The sequence below is a fragment of the Flavobacterium sp. PL12 genome (assembly GCF_039123485.1).
Classification (GTDB): Bacteria; Bacteroidota; Bacteroidia; order Flavobacteriales; family Flavobacteriaceae; genus Flavobacterium; species Flavobacterium weaverense.
In genome coordinates, this window is record NZ_JBANDI010000001.1 from 90,394 (window position 1) to 109,149 (window position 18,756).

Here is an 18,756-nt window from a genome sequence, read left to right on the forward strand (position 1 = left end):
TGATATTACTTTAACCCTGTTAGAGTTTTTAACTCTGACAGGGTTAAAAGCCTAAAATTTAAAAAAAATCTTTTATAATTCGAGCCGTAAAAATTCGTGCTCCGCTATCGTTCACGTGTCCGCAGGAAGAGAAATACTTATCTTCGATTACTACATTCTCATAATTATGAATCTCTGGATACTGTTTTTTTACTTTCTCAAAATAGTTAATTCCTTTCGTATTTTCACACATTGGAGTTGAAACAGCAATGACGTTGATTTTACTTTCTTTGCAAATTTGCTTTATATTTTCATAATATTTGTTATTTATCAAAGGCTTTAAACTTGTTAAGTTGTTTTTCATATTCCCTTTTTTCCCACTTTCTAAAGCATGATATCCTAAGTTTTGTAAATGACTTGTCTTTTTATGTATACTCTGAAAAAACATTTCTCTAAATCCAATTTCAGGATCAAACTGTATGTATCTATAAAATGGAATGTAATATAAATAATTAAAATCTTCCTCTTTAGAAAAGTGTTTTTTTATACTCTCGGAATCATGCAAATACGGCAAAAATTTAGAGGAAATTCCGTCCGCTCTTTTATCATTAGATAAATTTAAATCGGCTTCAAGAATTACATTCTTAATTTGATAATTACGCTCTATCATTAATTGCAATAATAAATCGGCTTCAAACAAATGTCCGCCACTCATTCCGTAATTAAAAGTTTTCAATCCTTTATCTTCAAACATTTTTGACACAAAATGATTATTTGCTCTTGAAGAACCTAAGATAATCACATCATAATCCTTTTTCGTAGAATTGAATACGTAATCTATTTTACCTCTAGTAGAAGAATTTAAATAGACTTTGGTATAGATTAAGTCTAGCACACACAACAATACTATTACTATTGCGAAAATAAATATAACCAGGTGCGAAAATTTCTTCATTTTACTTTTTTAAAATTAAAACACGTTAAAAACAATACTAAGTCAATCTCTATTGTTTAAAACTGAAAATAAATAAATTCTTTATGATCCGAATACGTTCCAAGCGCAATAATTGCGGCCAAACACAATGTCAATTTTAAATACGAATAGTTACCAGAAATAGGTTCAACTTTGGTTCTGTTATTCCATTCTACCAAAACAAAAAAACCAATCATTAACAACAACTCATAGTTGTATCTTTCATTAGAAAGGTTTTGTGAGGCAAAGTCACCGTTTACAACAATTCTTTCTAAATACAATACCGCATCAGTAATGCTTTTGGCTCTAAAAAAAACCCAAGCAATGCACGTAAGTAAAAAAGTTAAAATAATACTTAATCGCACTTTAATAGATTCAACATTCCAGCTTAAATCTTCACTCTCCATATTATTTCTATTTTTCTTCAACAATAATAGGGGTAGAAAGTAGACAGCATTAATAAATCCCCAGGCCAAATAAGTCCAATTGGCTCCATGCCAAAAACCGCTAACAACAAAAATGATAAATACATTTCGTACTTGCATTAGCTTACTTCCTTTGCTACCGCCTAAAGGAATGTATAAATAATCTTTAAACCACGAAGACAATGAAATATGCCAACGACGCCAAAATTCGGCTATATCTCTTGAGAAATAAGGGTAATTAAAATTCTTGAGCAAGTCGATACCAAACAACTTAGACATTCCCAAGGCCATATCAGAATAACAAGAGAAATCACCATATATCTGGAAGGCAAAATAAACCGCGCCCAATAGTAATGATAGGGAATTCATGGAGGAATAATTATCAAAAATTGGGTTGGCATAAGTTGCACAAGTATCTGCAATTACGACCTTTTTGACTAATCCCCAAATAAACTGAAAAATTCCCTCTTTGGCCTTTTGATAATTAAACTCTCGTTTTATTTTTACTTGTGGTAATAAATGTGTAGCTCTTTCTATGGGACCTGCCACCAATAATGGAAAGTAACTTACAAATAAAGAGTAATCAACAAAGTTGTATTCGGCTTTAATCCTTTTTAAATAAATATCGATTACATACGATAAACCATGAAAAGTGTAAAAAGAAATCCCAACTGGAAGAATGACATGCAGTAACAAAGGGCTCGTTCGCATGCCGAATCCGTTGAGTAAATCCGAAAAGGAATCAGCAAAGAAATTATAATATTTAAAACACCTAAAAAACCAAGATTGACACTGATACTTAACCAAAACCAAAATTTTCGAATACTTTCTTTTTTGGCTTTCTCAATTTGAATCCCTGTATAATAATCTAAAAATGTAGAGAATACTAACAGAAATAAAAAACGCCAATCCCAACAAGAATAAAAATAATAACTCGCTATGATTAATAGCGCATTTTGAGTGCTTTTATTTTTATTGAATACAAACCAATACAAGATAAAAACAATAGGCAGAAAAATAGCAAAAGCAAAGGAATTGAAAAACATAAATAGATTAGCGTAATTTGATGAACAAATTTATAATTAATTATGGATTAAGTAAGGCAAAATGTTGCTGAACCATACGTTCTAAAGAAAAATTATTTTCTATATAAGTTCTTGTTTCTTTAGTGTTTTCAAAAGTACCGTTCCAAACTTGAATAATTAAATTGCATAGTTGCTTTGTGTTTTTTGAATCGAATAAAAAACCATTTTCCAAATGAGTAATAATTGATAATACATTTCCACCTTCATGAGTTGTAATTACTTTTGTATTCGCTGCTAAAGCCTCAACAACACTATAACAAAAAGTTTCTTCATGAGAGGGATGAATCAAATAATCATAAATACAATAAATCGATTTTAATTCAGAATTGCTTCCTTTAAAATTAAAACAATTTTCTAATGACAAACTTTTGACATGTTGTTTTAATTTATAAGCATATGGACCATTACCATAAACATCAATAACAATTTCCTTTTTTATGTCTTCAGGCAATAATGAAACTGCCTCAATCAAATCTTGAATTCCTTTGGATTGACGCAAGTGTGAAGCGGTTAAAAAACTTGGTTTAGTGTTACTTCGTTTCGCTCTTACTTGAATGCTTTCTATATTAATTCCGTTGTATATTACTTTAGTTTTCTTTTTTATTTGAAAACCAAAATCTTTAACTATCTCTTTTTTTGTGTATTCAGAAACTCCAATAAAAGTATCAATGTATTTAGAATTCAATAAACCTTTGATTCTTTTCTTTATTTTTTTCACAAAAAAATAACCGTTCAAAGGTCTTGGATTGTGATCAATTACAATAATTTTTGTGTCTGAAAACTTTTTTACTTTTTTAAAAAAAGACGTACATAATTCTATAAAATGAGTAATTACATACTTATATTTTGAATGTTTTTGGGAACAATATTCTAGAAAAAAAGATTCTAGATTTTGATGTTTAGCATCCAAAATCGTTAATTTAGCATAATCGCCATGACTGGATTGATTTGGAAAAAACCAATCGACGTGAATGTTATTTTGTTTGCATTTTGCATCAAACTGCCAAAAAAAATAATCCATGCCGCCTACTCGCTCGGGCAAGAGTTCGTAATTACAAAGTATGGCTATTTTCATTTAAACGTATTTTAAAAATTAACTTTCGTAGAAATATTGTTATTTTAATTTCAATATATTTTGAATATTTAATACTTAAGATTATAAACAAAATAATCATCAATAATGGTGCAATAAAACTGTAAGGATAAAATAAATTAACTATCTTTTTTATTACAACAACCCCAATATACTCGTGAATTAAATATAAAAAATAAGAAGAATACCCAATTTTAATTAATACTTTATTATTTAAAAAAAATAAATAATTTGGAGCAAAAACCATAATAAGAAAAAGAATATACATTATTGAAGTAGAAATTATTTCTACTTTATTGTAAGAAATCCAAAAGGTAAGGTAATATATTGCTAGGACAGCAATCAAATATCTTATCCTAATTTTCCTCATTTTACTAAACAATTGATAAAACAATGCGCCAATAAAAAAAAATCGAAGATGTTTAATAAGTGAAAATAAATTAACTGTTTTTTCAAAAATTACATTCTTATCGAAATCAAAATAGGAAATAAAACCAAATACTAAAATTATAAAACTTGAAATAACTAAAAAGTTATTGAAAAACTTACTTTTATTGTAAAAGTAAATTAAACTTGCATATAAATAAAATTGAATTTCTGGCCAAAGACTCCAATAACTTGAATTTATGTAGCTAAAGTGTATTTTTTTAGAAAAAATAAAGTCAAAAATATTCGGTAATAAAAAAGTAAGACTAACTAAATAATTCCTGAATAAATGACTATTAGGAAATACTTTTTCTTGATCAAAAACCAACAAAAAAACAAAGGTTAAAGAACTGGCAATAAACATGGAAGGAAATAATCTAATAAATCTTTTTTTCCAAAAGTCAACAAATGTTAATGTATTTTCAAGAGTATAACAAATTACAAACCCGCTAATCATAAAGAAAAAAGGTACTCCCTTAAAACCATAATGAAATAGATTTGCATATAAATAAGGGTAAGTAGCATCATTCCATCTATAGAATAAATGAGTAAACAGCACACCTAATATTGCCAAACCTCTAAAACTGTCTAGTAAATCTATTCTCTTTGTATTTATACCCATTTTAAAAGTGTTAGAATGATTCGTTTAGATGTTCCTTCTAGCGGTTTTCCGATTTGCAGTTGAATTAATTCTTTTCTTTTTTCTGTATCGGTTTCTGGTTTTTGGAGATATAAATTTATGGCATCTATTAATTGCTGTTCCGTCTTAACAATTTGACTGGCTTTGGAGTTAACAACGTATTCAATATGCGGATATTCTAAAAAGCGTTGGTCATCATAAAGTCCATTTTCATTATTACCAAAAACAGGATTAATTACTGGTTTGTCAAATTGCATAAAATCCAGACTCATGGTAGACAACATATTAATATTTAAATCAGAATATTCTAAAATAATCCTTAAATCTATAACATCTTGTTTTGATGGAATTCGTTGTGACCATTCCTCTTGATGTCCTTTTCTAGATAAATGCCATTTGGGATAATTCCATTTTATGAAAGGATATTTGGCAACAAAGCTTTCAAAACGAATGGGATTTTCAGCAGGAGAAGTTCGAACTAAAAAATTCACATCTGGAATTTTACTTTTTTGAATAGCTTCGGCAATTACAGTTATATACAGTTCATCATTCTTACTTGTCGAAATATCACCACAGCTAAAACAAATAGTTTTTTTTACAGCATTTAAATTAAATTGGGTATAAAAATCCTCTTTCGTAACTTTATATCGTTCCAAAACATAAGGCTCAAATTGTGGTGTACCAACAACTTCAATATCCTCAGCATTAGCTTTTTTATAAAAATGTAGTAATTCAGTCTTCATCAATTCACTCCAAACTAGGAAGTAATCAAAGTCAGCCGCCATTCTCCCTTTCGAAGCCAGATTGTCCCAACTAAAAATAAAAGAAGCAGTTTTTATTTTTAATTTCTCTGCCTGATAAACCAAGGGTGCAATAAATGGAGGCCGTTGATGGGTAAAAAACAAGATATCAAATTGTTCTTTTTGTAAAATTGTTTTATACTCTTTTACAATTGCATTATTTTTAAAAGAGAATTGTTGCAATTTAGTATATCGCTGAATCCAATTTTCCGAATGAAATAGTGAAGTCCATTTAAAAATAAATCGAGAAGCATATCCTCTCGGAGTTTTTGTTTTTGACCTATTTGCTTTTAAATTATCTGTAATTCCAAAATTACCTTTTTTATACAGTTGCAAATGCGCTACTTCTTTAGCTTTCCTAAAAAACCAAGTTTGGAATTTTTCTTCAAAAACGACTAATTCTAAAACTCTTGTTTTTTGCAGAAAACCATCATAAACAGATGCTGGCAAACAAGATAAAATAACTACCTCATCAAATTGCTGTTCCGCTTCAGATAGAAAATCACTTAGAATAAAATTTCTAAATCCTACTCCGTCTGTTATAACTATTGCTAGTTTTTTCATTACTTTAATTTTAAACAAATTCGCCGATACTGTTTTTTAATCATTTGTTCAATTGCAAATGTTTTCTTTTTGTAAAAAATAATTTTCGACTTTTGCTCTTTTCTATTAATTTCAAAATTTAAAGCTTTACCTAATAAATTATTTATTCTTTTGGTATGTTTTTCACTTAAACCATAACTTCTAGCATAACAAGTATGGCATAAAATTATTTATTATTAAAAATCATAACTTCATCTGTCATAATTAGCTATTCAATTCCCTTTTCTTTCAATCTCTGAATGTTTAGGGAGATAATTGAGAAGTTTTTTCATATAATTGAAAATTTACAATTGTCGAAAGTATTTCTATATTAGAACTTTCTACTACCAAATTTTAAAATCATATTTTTTAATATAATTTCTTAATTCATTATCCTTAATATTAGGCATCAAAATTCTATAAATTTTTCTACTGGCTTTATTTTCACTACTTGAATAATAATTATTAGCCAATAAAACTGCTGACAAATTCAAATCATTCATAACCTCAATTGTATCTTGATTATAGGAACCATGAGGCAGAGCCAGATATTTTATATTCTGAGTTGTTAATTCGTTTAAGTTTTGTATCGATAATTGCAACTCTTTTTTTTGCTCTTCATAACTCAAAGTCCCCAAAGAGTAATGGTTATGTGTATGTATTCCTATTGAAATCAAAGGATGCTCTGATAACAATTTCAACTCTGATCTTGTCAATGAACGAAATCCTTCTCTATGTAAAAAAGAGATATTATTTATCTTTTCAAAAGCTAAAAACCATTCCTCTTTGTTTTCATTTCGCAATGCATGAACACAATCCGTAAGAAACGTATAGGAACGATTTGATTTTAAAATTGCGTTATTTTGATTGGGAACATAAAATGATTCCTTGCAATTGGAATAATCAAAAACCAAACGGTCCCACCAAAACTCGTCTCTAGAGTCTATATTTAAAGTCGTTACAAAAATGGTTGCAGGTAGCTGATATTTCTCTAATAGCGGTAATGCATTTATAATATTATCCGCATAACCATCATCAAACGTAATTACAAGTCCAGTTTTTTTTAGAGAAGTCCACTCTTCCTCTAGTCTTAGAATATGAAAATTATTTTTATAAAAAAGTAAATGCTTTTCAAAATTAGAAATATCAACTGACAATCCTGTTAATTTTTCTCCAACGGAATTATTAATTCTATGATACATCATTACTAAAACAGGTCTACCAATTAGAAGCCTACTTTTTACCTTTAAAGAAATATAGTACCAATTTTTAATTGTCTTTAAAAAACTCATTCTCTGTCTCTAAATTGTTTTTGGTGATTCAACTGCCAAATATTCTCTTTTTTAAGACACTCGAGAAATAATGCTGTACTATTTCCTTTTCCAAAACTGGCATCTGACCTTTTAATTTTATGAGTATCAATAACTGATAAAGCTTCTTTGATTGCTTGAAATCCATAATTAACATTAATAATATCGGCTTGAACTGCTCTATTTTGTTGACGAGTTCCAATATTAATAATTGGAATTCCATAATAAGGTGCTTCCCGAATTCCTGCGCTACTGTTACCTATTATAAACTGACTATTCTTTAATAGTGTCAAAAAATATTCAAACCGTAGTGATGGAAAAATCCGGAATCGGGAATTGTCTTTTAATTTTTTATATTCTTCTATTATAAATTGGCTTCCCAAATCATTATTTGGATAGATAACTACATAATTATGATTATCGGCTGCTAATGATTTTACAAAAGTTTCTGCATACGATTGCATCTGATTTACCTCGGTCGTAACAGGATGAAACATTACAATGGCATAGTTTTCAAAATTAATATCATAGTATTTTTTTACAATCGATAAATCAGGCAAATTATCCGAAAACATAATATCAATATCGGGTGAACCAATGGTAAAAATGGCAGATTCTATTTCGCCCATTTGCTTCAATCTTTTAGCGGCCTCATTATTAGACACAAAATGTATGTGGCTCAATTTACTCACACTATGACGAATCAATTCATCCACAGTACCTGATAATTCTCCTCCTTCAATATGAGCTACCAAAATATTATTTAAAGAACCTACAATAGCACCTGCTAAAGTTTCTAGTCTATCGCCGTGAACAACAATCAAATCAGGTTTGACCTGTTTACAGTAAGCCGACAACCCTTCGATGGTTTTTGCCAAAGTTAAATCCATCGTAGTCTCATGAGTATGATTTTCGAAAGTATGAATGTTTTTAAAATTACAGCGCTCAATTTCAATTAGGGTATATCCATATTGCTCCTGCAAATGCATTCCTGTAACAAAAACAAAAACTTCAAAATCTTGATCCCTATCAAGAGTTGAAATCAATGATTTTATTTTGCCAAAATCAGCTCGTGTTCCTGTTAGGAAAAGAATTTTTTTCAATTTAGTTTAAAGTATTTATTGTAATTATTTTATTATCAGAAATATCCTTATTTATTAATAGATGAGCTCCAATAATAACATTATCACCAATTGTAAGCTCTCCTATTATTGAAGAATTACAATATATGGTAACATTATTACCAATCTTGTTGCCATCACCATGACCATTTTTTTTATGTCCAATAGTACAACCTTGATGAACAATAAATCCTTTTCCAATTGTATTTCTGCTTCCAATAATAGTTCCTTGACCATGTACAATGTAAAAACCTACATCAATAATGTTATTGAAATAAATTTCACAGCAACATAATTCTTTTAATAACCAATGTATTTGAGGTTTCAACTCTTCTAAACCATGTTTATGAATTTCATTACCTAATCTATATAAAAAGATTGCCAATTCATTACTATTCGATTTTATACTAGTTTCAATATCGGCAGTTGATAAATTTGGAAAATGATACTGAACGTCCGCAACAGTTTTATCAAATGCTGAAAGTATAATTTCATCAAGAATTGTTTTACTATTATAAACCCTAATCAATAAAAAAGCTACAAATTCTTTCATTATTCAAAATCATTAAAATCTAATTGTTCATCATTTTCAATATCTCTTGTAGCAATTTTACCAAGAATACCACTAAAATTTTCCGCTAGTATTTTTCCTGTTCCTGGACGTTTTACCCAAATATTTTCTTTAGAAAACACTTCCCCCTTTTTAATATTTGCTATAGAACAAACCGTTGCAAAAGCAAAATCAATTGTGACTTGCTCTTCGTCTGCTGGTTTTTTAGTTCCACCACGCATCAATGCTATTTCGGCTGAAGAGTTAATTAATTCTTGACAGGCTTTTTCATCCATACTACAAACAATATCTGGACCTGTACGCTGCATGTGATCTGTAAAATGACGTTCTAAAATACTCGCTCCCAAAGCTACTGCTCCTAAACAAGCATTATTATTCAACGTGTGATCTGATAATCCGAAGACTTTGTCTGGAAAAGCTTCATACAATTCGACCATTGCACCAAAACGCACCAAATGAATTGGTGTTGGATATAAATTGGTGGTGTGTAACAAAGCTACTGGAACATTGTGTTTGTCAAATATCGCTACTGCTTTCTGAACACTTTCGATCGTATTCATTCCTGTACTCAAAATAACAGGTTTACCAAACAAAGCAATGTGTTCTAATAAAGGATAATTATTACACTCACCTGAACCAATTTTGTAGGCGGGAATATCAAATTTTTTCAATCTTTCGGCTGCTGCGCGAGAAAAAGGAGTTGATATAAAAATCATTCCTTTATTATCAACATACTTTTTTAATTCTAATTCGTCCGCTTCATTGAGTGAACAACGTTCCATTATTTCATAAATAGAAACATCCGCATTGCCTGGAATCACTTTTTTAGCAGCTCCACTCATTTCATCTTCTACAATATGCGTTTGATGTTTTACCACTTCAGCACCTGCTCTTTTTGCAGCGTCAACCATTTCTTTGGCTGTTTGCAAAGAACCTTCGTGATTAATCCCGATTTCAGCAATAACTAAAGGTGGAAAATCTAAACCTATTTTCCTACCTGCGATTTCTATGTATGGATTCATAAATAAAATTATGAGTTATAAGTTATGAGTTTATTGTATAAATACTCTGCATCATCTAAATCAGCTTTTGTATCGACATCAACATTGGCAAAAATATGATCTACTTCAAACGGGAAAGCTTTATCAGAAATAATTATATCTTCTTTAATCAAATTTGCTTTTGTTATATAAAGCAATCCATTTTCATAAAATAAAGGTTCTAAATCCTGAGAACGTTGTCCTATTGTATAGTTAAATGGAATATAAACACCATTACTAAGCTTTCCTAATTTTTGATGATTTCTAGTAACTGTAAATAAACTATCACAATTGTTTTTTTGATAGACTTCAAAAGCATCCTTTAATAATTCTTTTGGACGTAATGGATTTGTGGGTTGCAACAAAATAACATTCTCTACCACTTCTGCTATTTGTTCTAATACATTTTTAAGTGCGGAAACTGTTGGCTCTACATCTCCTGAAATAGCAACTGGTCTGTCAATTACCTTAACATCATATTGCAATGCAATATTTTTTATTACCTCATCATCTGTTGAAACATAAATCTCATCAATAAAATCGTGCTGTTGCGCATATAAAATGCTATGTACTATAAGAGGGATACCTCCTAATGCCAATCTGTTTTTATGAGGTAATCTTTTCGACCCTCCTCGTGCTGGAATTATTGCGATGGTTTTCATATAACAGTTTATTTATCCTCTGGTCTCCAATACAATTTAGTTTCTTCTAGTTTCTGATATTCCTTATATTCTTTCATTGACAGCCTATTTGAATTTTTAATAATCTTTGGAATAGCCAACAAAACATCTAACATAGCTAACAAAACTGCTTTTAATGCTTTCAAATCACCATTTAACACTTTCGTTTTAAGTTGAATCCAAAGTGTATAAAATAATTTTCGAGGAATAACTGGAATTGGATAAAATAAAAAATAAAGATACCAACCCGAACGTAAGGAACGTTGCAAACGCAAACTATAATCGGTGTCTTTTTTTCTAGCTTTAACATTTACTCTATGATTTACTAAAACCTCGGGTAAATAATGAATTTCCCATTTGCTTTTAAATAACTGATACGATGCAAAATCTTCTTCTCCATAAAACACAAACCAAGCTGGGTAATTTGGAACCTCTCGCCAAGCAGCCATTCGCCATACATTTGCACCTCCTGCAAAACTTTTCATCCGATGTGAAACCTCATTACATTCTATGCTTTCTGGTGCTTCTAAATCCCAAAAAATTCTAAAACTCAACAATCCTATATGGGGATTCGCATCAAAAGCTTTTTGAATAATGGCTAAAGGATTTTCTGTAACAAAATGCAAGTCATCATCTATTGAAATAGCAAATTCAGACGTTGTTATGCTCATGAGTCTATTGCGACTGTAAATTAACCCTTCACTTTTTTTATTTTGAATTAATTGAATTTCTGGATAATTGGATTGTAAAAATGATACTGTATTATCTGTAGAGCCATCATCGCAAATAATACATTCGACCTCTTCTCTAATTAATAAATGTTGGATTTTAACTAATGTAAATGCTAAATCATCTTTACGATTTTTGGTAGTGATAAGTATAGAAAAAAAAGGATTCCGCATTATTAATTGATATTTTTTAAATCTAAAATTGTTCTTTTTAAATAATCAGCTGATAAATAATTTATTAAATCTTCTCTATTCAAAAAAAAATTCACAGGATTTTGCTTCCATAATTTAAATAATGAAGTAATAATAGCAGCAATTTTATCAACCTCATCTACTTCAGCCCAATATGGATAATCATTTCCTAATAATCGCCTTGTTTCACTGTAATAAGGAGCTAAAGAAATTATTTTTTTATTAGCTTCTACACAATGTGGAAACTTAGCTGGAAGAAAGGGGCTTATTTCAGATTTTGATTCTAAAATAACATTTACAGAAACATTTTTTTGAAGATTATAAGCAACATCAAATGCAATATTCCCATTATAAATGTAAATTTCAGGCTCATTTCCGTAGCCTTTGAGCATTTCCGAATGATCGGAAGCATTACCTACCAAAATTAATTTAGACTCTTTTTTTGCTTCAGGATTTTGTTTCAAAAATAACATAAAACCCTCAATCAATCCTTTAGGAGATCTTTCTTGCATTAAATTACCAGCATGGAGTATATTAAATTTTGAGGAATCAAAATAATCAGGAAATGATTTGTCTTGAATAATATAATTTCCATTTTGATGCGGTATGACAATTCCGTTTTTAATGAAATTTGGGAAATAACTTCCCATCCACTCCTTTAATAACTGACTAGGAAATACACTATAGCTAGATTTTAGCGAGACCTTTCGGAAAAAATCCTCCTTTTGTTTATATCCCGGTTCTATCCAATTGTAAGGTCTTGGGTAATAGTGAAAAGGATACGGATCATGAACATAAGCCATCCATTTATCATGAAATTCAGGGATTTGTAAAACAGCATAATGCGGTCTAAAACTTGCTCCTTTACTCAATGTCAAAATTAAGTCTGGCAGAAATATATTCTTTTTTAAAGCTTTACTAATGATTTTAGTGTCATTAAAAAAAGTAAAGGAAAACCCAAAAAAGCCTTCTAAATAAGGATTAAAATTCACTTTCAAATGGCGTTGTAAAACTCTTTGCAATCGGCTTAAAAAATAGAGTGGACTGTATTTTATTTCAGGAATTGAATAACAAGAAACACCTTTTAATTTAATATTCATTCTTGTGTAATGATACACTAAAACTTCAAATCCCGCTTCAGCCAAATTCTGAATAAACACAACATTAGCTTTTGATCCGCTACTGTCCTCAATATTTATAGAATCGACTACAACAAGTATTTTTTTTATCATTTTTTTAATAAATAGTCAACAATTTGTTTTGATGCACAACCATTCCCATAAGGATTATTGCTCTTTTCAAAACCAACGAAATTATCTAAAAGATTTTGAATAGTACATACAATTCTATTTTTATCAGTTCCTACCAAAGTCGAAAACCCCGCACTTACTCCTTCTGGCCTTTCGGAAATTGTTCGCGTTACTACTACTGGTTTTCCTAATGATGGTGCTTCTTCTTGTATTCCTCCTGAATCTGTGACAATGATAAACGATTGTTGCATTAACCACACAAAAGCAGGATAAGAAACTGGAGGAATCAATAGAATATTTTCTTTTTTAGATAACAATTCATAAACTACATCCTTCACATTAGGATTTAAATGCACAGGATACACTATAACAACGTCGTCTCTTTTGGCGGTTTCTAATAATGCCTCACAAAGATTCTTTATCCCTTCTCCAAAACTCTCTCTACGATGTCCGGTAACTAATAATGTTTTTTTATGTAGTGGAATTAACTTCTTTAGTTCTTCAATTTCTGGATGTAAGTATTCCTCTTTACTTATTTTATTAACCGTCCACAGCAAAGCGTCAATAACTGTATTTCCTGTCTGAATTATTGCGGTTTTAGCAATTCCCTCTTGCAACAAATTTTGAGTAGCTTGTTGAGTTGGTGTAAAATGAAAATCTACAATTCGGCTCGAAATTTGGCGATTGACTTCTTCAGGAAATGGAGCTTGCTTGTTATAGGTTCGTAAGCCCGCTTCAACATGACCTACTTTTACACCCAAATGAAAGGATGCCAAAGCTACCATTGCAGATGTCGTTGTGTCCCCGTGGACCAAAACCAAATCTGGTTGTTCTTTTGTTAAAACAACGTCTATTTCCGAAAGAATTTTGGCGCTTAATCCATTCAATGTTTGGTTGGGTTGCATCAAATTGAGGTCATAATCAGGGATTATTTCGAAGAAATCTAAAACCTGATCCAGCATTTCTCTGTGTTGTGCAGTCACGCAGACTTTGACCTCAAAATTATTTTGCTGTAATTCGTGGTAAAGCGGTGCCATTTTAATGGCCTCTGGACGGGTACCGAAACAAAGGAGAATATTTCTATTTTTTACCATTCAACGAGGTGTAAAGAAATGCAATTTAGGAAATTATTTTTTTTCAATCCACAGATTGCCTCCAGGGTTTTTATAACATAATGGCATTTCTTCAAAAATAGTTTTATGATGAGTATGCAAGTATTCTGAAAATAATTTTATTTCGAAATTTTCGTTATACATCAAAAACGCTCTTAAAATATAGTTTTCATTCCAATTTCTACCTTGAAACACCCACTCTTTTGGATATTCAAAAGGATAAAAAACATCATGAAAGTGTATTAACACCCCACTTTTTAATATTGGTAATATTTCAAATAACATATAATTTACATCACTTCCCGTTTTAGACACATGAGTACTATCTATAAATAAAATATCTCCAGACTCTAGTTCTTCAAAAACTGATAATGGAATTAGTTGAACATCACTTTCAAGCACAGTCGCTTTTTCCTTGTCTGAATCCTTCATTAAAGAATACAATCTTTCTGGATAAGGTTCAATAAATGTCAAATCAATTTGATTCTTAAAAAACAATTCATTCGTATCCAACATTACCATCGAAGAATGGCCTGAACCGACTTCAATAATTCTCTTAGGCTGGGAGTATCGAATCATTGAATAAAGAATTACACCATCAGTATAAGAATAGGATCCATTCTCAAACTGATATCTGATATTAGCTTGCTTTTCAGCTTTAAAAGGAAGTTCTTGATAATATTTTATTAATTTTCGAACAAGTTGTTTCTGTTCTTCTGTTCTTAAATCGATACCCAAAACCCCATCAATATCTCTTTTTTTCCATATTTCAACTTCTCTTTTTTTCACCTCTTCAATTAAAATTATTGGCGAATAAAAGTGTCCATTTGGAAAACACGAATTCAAACTCTGTTGATATAAAACCCTAATATAAGGCAACTTATTAAGTTTTTTTTTGATTTCTGCACTTATGTTTTTAATAATTTTCATAATTAAAACTACTATTTTATTTTAAAATAAATTGACGGTTTATACTACTCTTAAATTTTAGGTTTTACAAATACCTTCAATACTTTTTCTTCTAATTTTTTAGATGAATATTCCATTGATTTTGAGTATGCTTCTTTACTCATTGTTTCTCTCAACTGACGATTTTCAAATAACAAAATTAATATTTCTTTTAATTCCTCTTTTGTTGACCAGTGATAGCCGTTTATTCTATTGTCAACCGTTTCCAGATGCCCACCCTTGCCTATAACTAACGGAATAGCACCATAAGACATTGCTTCAATAACTGAAATTCCAAAGTGCTCCACAAGCATTGGCTCCAGTTTTTCATTATTCTCAAATCCACAAGCACTTATAAATACAGCCGAATTATTTAAGAGTGTAATTCTATCTTTTGCTAAACAATTTTCATGAAACAAAACTGGAAATCCAAAAACGGAATCTTTTAAATTATTAACATAATTCTCATCCTGAACATAACCCACTAAATGAAGCCTAACCCCTTCATAACCCAATTGAATCAAATCCTTAAAAACAGAAATTACAACATCTTGCCGTTTAGATCGTCTTCCATTGTTAAATCTCCCAATACAAACAATATCAATATTTCGATTACAATTAAATTCAGTTGGTATGTCTATTAATGGATATAATACTAAAGCATCTCGTTTCCAATAATTTTGCACCCACTGTTTAGTATAATCCGAATTGACTATGGTATTTTTCCAAAATCTAAAACGAATTTTTTCACTAATAGTTTCTCGCTTTCCCATGGGAAAATCACATAAAATATAGGATTCCTTTACAAAAGTAAGTCGTGGGCCAACCAACGATTGTTGTATAACAATATCGAAATTAAACCATTCCTTTATCGCAAAATGAACCTGTGACAATAGTGGAATATGACTTCTCTTTTGGGTTTTAATTTTTAGTCCCGAGGTTTCATAACGAGCATGTAATTCAGACAAAAGTATCGAGTCATTAAAAAAAACAGTTGTATCAAAACCATTTGTGGTCAATATCTTGGCTATTGCCAAAACATATACAATACCTCCACCTCCATCAGCATCCCAAGTATTACAATATATGGCTGTTTTTTTTGATTCTCTCATGTGCTTTTTAATTTCCTTACTATCCTTCTGAAAATTGGAATTGTTTTTCCAAGCATAAACAATCCAAAAGCTGTTGGCCAATTGGTTACATTTTGAAGAAAAAGATACTTACTATATACTATTTTTTTATTCACAAATCTTGAGAACGTCGCATTATTCAAACCGGATTGACCTCCAACATGAACCATACTGATTTCTGGTATTAAAACGCTTAAATACCCTTCTTTTTTATAGCGATAACACATGTCCATATCTTCAAGATACATAAAATATTGAGGGTTGAACAATCCATATTTCTCAATAATTTCGCGCTTTATCAGTACTGCAGCAGCCGTTATATAGGGAACTGCGGTTGGTTCCGTAAAGGAGCAAATCCTTGACGTAGACAGTTGTTGCGTATAATGATCATTTGCTGCTTTTTTTATCCCGAAATCGTGTAACATCCGCTCAACACTCAAAAAATTACCGTAAGAAATATTGGGTTCATGATTCAAGTCCATCAAATTCCCACCTACACAAGCTACATCTGAATGTTTTTTTAAATAATCAACAAATGTTGAAAAGGTATTTTTATCGATTAAATAAGCATCTGAATTTAATAGAAAAATATAGTTTCCGCTGGATTTTGAATAACCATAATTATTGGCGTTCCCAAAACCTACATTCGAATTCAATTGATAGAAATAAGTTTTCGGATACAAAGATAACGCCTCAGCTAGTTTTGTTTCTCTTGAATTATTATCAACAACAATAACTTCAAAATCCAAGTCACTGCTATTTTTAAACACAGATTCCACAGCTTGAATCGTTAATTCATCCGTATTAAAGTTGATTATAATAATTGAAATGTCCATTTAGGATTTATTTAAAAAATTTAAACCCCAAAAACATTTTAGTAAATAGATTACTGACAAACTTCTCGCTAGTTAACTTATAAACAATTTCATTGTTTTCCTTAAGTAGCTCATCATAACTCTTTAGAATAAAATCTAAATGTTTAATGGCAACATATTTCTCTGAAAAAAAACGTTCCTCTTGATTAATTATTCTTGCCATTGATCCAGCAGTTATCCTATAATAAAAACCAATATAATCGATGCATTTCACATTACCTCCATCTTTTAAAATAGCAATCCAAAACTCCCAATCTTCCAGACCATAAATCATGTTAGTATCATAGCCACAGACTTTTTCCCACTCTAGTTTTCTATAAATTGCTGAGCAAAAAATGGAGTTATTTCGAGCAATTTCTGTTATAGAATAAGAAGGCAAATTCCAAATCCCTAAAACTTGTCCAAATTTTTCTGCTTTACAATATACCACTTTTAAAGTTTGATCGTTTTCAAAAGCTTGTAAAGCTAATTTCAAATAATCCTTTCCTATTTTATCATCCGCATCCAAAGGCAAAATAAATTCTCCAATTGCAATTTCAATTCCTGAATTCCTAGCGCTACTTAAACCTTCATTTTCTTTATAAACATATTTAAAACGAGAGCCTTTGGCAAGCCATTCTTGAGCAACAGCTTCGGTATTATCTGGACTACCGTCATTGACAATAATACACTCCCAATTTTGATAGGTTTGATCCAATATGGATTGCAAAGCTTCCGATAAATACTGTGCTTGGTTGTAACAAGGAACTATGATAGAAACTAAAGGACTCATTTTACTTTATGATGTATTAAAGATTTAATAAATAGTTTAATAGTTTCCTTAACACTTAATGTACTGGAAAGTAAACTAAAAACTCTTATATACTCTAAAAATATTGAAACTGAATAATTTTTTCTATTTTTAAAATAGTGGCTTATAAAAGTTCTTTCAATTGAAATCCAATATCGTAAAAATTCTTCTGTGTTAAAAAATTCATTTTTATTTTTCTTAAACAATTGCTGTTTCAAATTTATCAAAATTTCAAACTCTTTAAAATCTAGTAATTCTTTGTTTTTAATTGCTTTTAGATATACTCCTTTCTGGCAATCAGTAATGGAATTATCAAATAATGAGACTAGTTTTAAGCGTATTTTATTAGCTGCCTCTTCTTGTTTACTATTTCTAACCTTAGAAACTTGTAATTCATGTATTCTATAATTTAATAAACATTCTTGCAAATTATGTAGCTTACCAATAATAGATAATCGAACCCACAAATCATAATCTTCAGCAGGCTCCATTAACTTATCATAAGTAATTCGATAGTTATCTAATACGCTTTTTCTAAGCATTACTGCTGGGTGACCTATTTTACATTCTTTTAATAATCCAACTTTTATTTCATTATGAGTTTCAGGAACTCTTATTAATTTATTGCTTCCAATTATTGAAAAAGAAGTACCACAAACCACCACATCTTCATTAGCTTCCATAAAAGCAAATTGTTTTTCAAAACGATCAGGTAAACTAATATCATCTCCATCCATTCTAGCGATATACTTTCCTTTTGCAATGGCTAAACCGTAATTTAAACTATTAGTATATCCTGTGTTTTTTTCTTTTTCAATAATTACAATTCTTTCGTCTTGAAAAGATTTACAAATTTGTAATGTAGTATCATTAGAACAATCATCAATTAACAATAATTCAAAATTGGTATAGGTTTGGTTAAGAATACTCTCTACAGCTTCTTTAATATACAATTCGCAATTGTATACAGGCATTAAGACAGAAATAAAGGGATTATTCTCCATAT

At 30.1% G+C, this 18,756-nt stretch carries 17 protein-coding genes and 1 pseudogene; all 18 read right to left on the bottom strand.

Annotated features, from left to right (window positions below; all coding sequences use genetic code 11):
* Nucleotides 1–58: 58 nt before the first annotated feature.
* Nucleotides 59–934: a hypothetical protein gene (locus RCH19_RS00405; RefSeq protein ID WP_343021572.1), complete on the bottom strand. Its 876-nt coding sequence runs from the start codon at nt 932–934 to the stop codon at nt 59–61.
* Between the two features lie 56 nt (nt 935–990).
* A pseudogene (locus tag RCH19_RS00410) lies at nt 991–2,423 on the bottom strand (MBOAT family O-acyltransferase).
* A 40-nt stretch (nt 2,424–2,463) separates the two neighbouring features.
* Nucleotides 2,464–3,537 (bottom strand): glycosyltransferase family 4 protein, encoded by a 1,074-nt coding sequence (locus RCH19_RS00415; protein WP_343021573.1) that lies wholly within the window; start codon nt 3,535–3,537, stop codon nt 2,464–2,466.
* A complete protein-coding gene (locus tag RCH19_RS00420) occupies nt 3,515–4,603 on the bottom strand; it encodes an acyltransferase (protein WP_343021574.1) in 1,089 nt (362 codons plus the stop codon). The genes RCH19_RS00415 and RCH19_RS00420 overlap by 23 nt, the downstream gene beginning before the upstream one ends.
* On the bottom strand, nt 4,594–5,985 hold the full coding sequence (locus RCH19_RS00425; RefSeq protein WP_343021575.1) for a hypothetical protein: 1,392 nt from the start codon (nt 5,983–5,985) through the stop codon (nt 4,594–4,596). The genes RCH19_RS00420 and RCH19_RS00425 overlap by 10 nt, the downstream gene beginning before the upstream one ends.
* Before the next feature lie 362 nt (nt 5,986–6,347).
* The gene (locus RCH19_RS00430) at nt 6,348–7,295 is read right to left on the bottom strand and encodes a polysaccharide deacetylase family protein (RefSeq protein WP_343021576.1); all 948 of its coding nucleotides are present in this window, start codon (nt 7,293–7,295) and stop codon (nt 6,348–6,350) included.
* The gene (gene neuC / locus RCH19_RS00435) at nt 7,292–8,416 is read right to left on the bottom strand and encodes a UDP-N-acetylglucosamine 2-epimerase (RefSeq protein WP_343021577.1); all 1,125 of its coding nucleotides are present in this window, start codon (nt 8,414–8,416) and stop codon (nt 7,292–7,294) included. Before neuC ends, RCH19_RS00430 begins: the two co-directional genes overlap by 4 nt.
* A gap of 1 nt (nt 8,417) precedes the next feature.
* Complete coding sequence (locus tag RCH19_RS00440; RefSeq protein WP_188049584.1) at nt 8,418–8,987, bottom strand: hypothetical protein; 570 nt, start codon at nt 8,985–8,987, stop codon at nt 8,418–8,420.
* Complete coding sequence (gene neuB, locus RCH19_RS00445) at nt 8,987–10,027, bottom strand: N-acetylneuraminate synthase (RefSeq protein ID WP_343021578.1); 1,041 nt, start codon at nt 10,025–10,027, stop codon at nt 8,987–8,989. Before neuB ends, RCH19_RS00440 begins: the two co-directional genes overlap by 1 nt.
* 8 nt (nt 10,028–10,035) lie before the next feature.
* Nucleotides 10,036–10,707, bottom strand: coding sequence for an acylneuraminate cytidylyltransferase family protein (locus RCH19_RS00450; RefSeq protein WP_343021579.1), 672 nt, complete (start codon nt 10,705–10,707; stop codon nt 10,036–10,038).
* A gap of 8 nt (nt 10,708–10,715) precedes the next feature.
* On the bottom strand, nt 10,716–11,627 hold the full coding sequence (locus RCH19_RS00455) for a glycosyltransferase family 2 protein (protein ID WP_343021580.1): 912 nt from the start codon (nt 11,625–11,627) through the stop codon (nt 10,716–10,718).
* Between the two features lie 2 nt (nt 11,628–11,629).
* Nucleotides 11,630–12,877, bottom strand: a complete 1,248-nt coding sequence (locus tag RCH19_RS00460; protein WP_343021581.1) for a UDP-glycosyltransferase — start codon at nt 12,875–12,877, stop codon at nt 11,630–11,632.
* On the bottom strand, nt 12,874–13,989 hold the full coding sequence (gene wecB / locus RCH19_RS00465) for a UDP-N-acetylglucosamine 2-epimerase (non-hydrolyzing) (protein WP_343021582.1): 1,116 nt from the start codon (nt 13,987–13,989) through the stop codon (nt 12,874–12,876). The genes RCH19_RS00460 and wecB overlap by 4 nt, the downstream gene beginning before the upstream one ends.
* Before the next feature lie 33 nt (nt 13,990–14,022).
* Nucleotides 14,023–14,937: a class I SAM-dependent methyltransferase gene (locus RCH19_RS00470; protein ID WP_343021583.1), complete on the bottom strand. Its 915-nt coding sequence runs from the start codon at nt 14,935–14,937 to the stop codon at nt 14,023–14,025.
* 50 nt (nt 14,938–14,987) lie between these two features.
* Entirely contained in the window at nt 14,988–16,067 is a 1,080-nt protein-coding gene (locus tag RCH19_RS00475; protein ID WP_343021584.1) for a glycosyltransferase family 4 protein, read from the bottom strand.
* A complete protein-coding gene (locus tag RCH19_RS00480) occupies nt 16,064–16,921 on the bottom strand; it encodes a glycosyltransferase family 2 protein (protein WP_343021585.1) in 858 nt (285 codons plus the stop codon). The genes RCH19_RS00475 and RCH19_RS00480 overlap by 4 nt, the downstream gene beginning before the upstream one ends.
* Before the next feature lie 7 nt (nt 16,922–16,928).
* On the bottom strand, nt 16,929–17,732 hold the full coding sequence (locus RCH19_RS00485) for a glycosyltransferase family A protein (protein WP_343021586.1): 804 nt from the start codon (nt 17,730–17,732) through the stop codon (nt 16,929–16,931).
* On the bottom strand, nt 17,729–18,754 hold the full coding sequence (locus tag RCH19_RS00490) for a glycosyltransferase family 2 protein (protein ID WP_343021587.1): 1,026 nt from the start codon (nt 18,752–18,754) through the stop codon (nt 17,729–17,731). Before RCH19_RS00490 ends, RCH19_RS00485 begins: the two co-directional genes overlap by 4 nt.
* Nucleotides 18,755–18,756: the final 2 nt, after the last annotated feature.

What these genes read in the sequence shown, in the direction of transcription:
- RCH19_RS00405 (WP_343021572.1), bottom strand. Translation starts at nt 934, where the DNA reads ATGAAGAAATTTTCGCACCTGGTTATATTTATTTTCGCAATAGTAATA.
- RCH19_RS00415 (WP_343021573.1), bottom strand. Translation starts at nt 3,537, where the DNA reads ATGAAAATAGCCATACTTTGTAATTACGAACTCTTGCCCGAGCGAGTA.
- RCH19_RS00420 (WP_343021574.1), bottom strand. Translation starts at nt 4,603, where the DNA reads ATGGGTATAAATACAAAGAGAATAGATTTACTAGACAGTTTTAGAGGT.
- RCH19_RS00425 (WP_343021575.1), bottom strand. Translation starts at nt 5,985, where the DNA reads ATGAAAAAACTAGCAATAGTTATAACAGACGGAGTAGGATTTAGAAAT.
- RCH19_RS00430 (WP_343021576.1), bottom strand. Translation starts at nt 7,295, where the DNA reads ATGAGTTTTTTAAAGACAATTAAAAATTGGTACTATATTTCTTTAAAG.
- RCH19_RS00440 (WP_188049584.1), bottom strand. Translation starts at nt 8,987, where the DNA reads ATGAAAGAATTTGTAGCTTTTTTATTGATTAGGGTTTATAATAGTAAA.
- neuB (WP_343021578.1), bottom strand. Translation starts at nt 10,027, where the DNA reads ATGAATCCATACATAGAAATCGCAGGTAGGAAAATAGGTTTAGATTTT.
- RCH19_RS00450 (WP_343021579.1), bottom strand. Translation starts at nt 10,707, where the DNA reads ATGAAAACCATCGCAATAATTCCAGCACGAGGAGGGTCGAAAAGATTA.
- RCH19_RS00455 (WP_343021580.1), bottom strand. Translation starts at nt 11,627, where the DNA reads ATGCGGAATCCTTTTTTTTCTATACTTATCACTACCAAAAATCGTAAA.
- RCH19_RS00460 (WP_343021581.1), bottom strand. Translation starts at nt 12,877, where the DNA reads ATGATAAAAAAAATACTTGTTGTAGTCGATTCTATAAATATTGAGGAC.
- wecB (WP_343021582.1), bottom strand. Translation starts at nt 13,989, where the DNA reads ATGGTAAAAAATAGAAATATTCTCCTTTGTTTCGGTACCCGTCCAGAG.
- RCH19_RS00470 (WP_343021583.1), bottom strand. Translation starts at nt 14,937, where the DNA reads ATGAAAATTATTAAAAACATAAGTGCAGAAATCAAAAAAAAACTTAAT.
- RCH19_RS00475 (WP_343021584.1), bottom strand. Translation starts at nt 16,067, where the DNA reads ATGAGAGAATCAAAAAAAACAGCCATATATTGTAATACTTGGGATGCT.
- RCH19_RS00480 (WP_343021585.1), bottom strand. Translation starts at nt 16,921, where the DNA reads ATGGACATTTCAATTATTATAATCAACTTTAATACGGATGAATTAACG.
- RCH19_RS00485 (WP_343021586.1), bottom strand. Translation starts at nt 17,732, where the DNA reads ATGAGTCCTTTAGTTTCTATCATAGTTCCTTGTTACAACCAAGCACAG.
- RCH19_RS00490 (WP_343021587.1), bottom strand. Translation starts at nt 18,754, where the DNA reads ATGGAGAATAATCCCTTTATTTCTGTCTTAATGCCTGTATACAATTGC.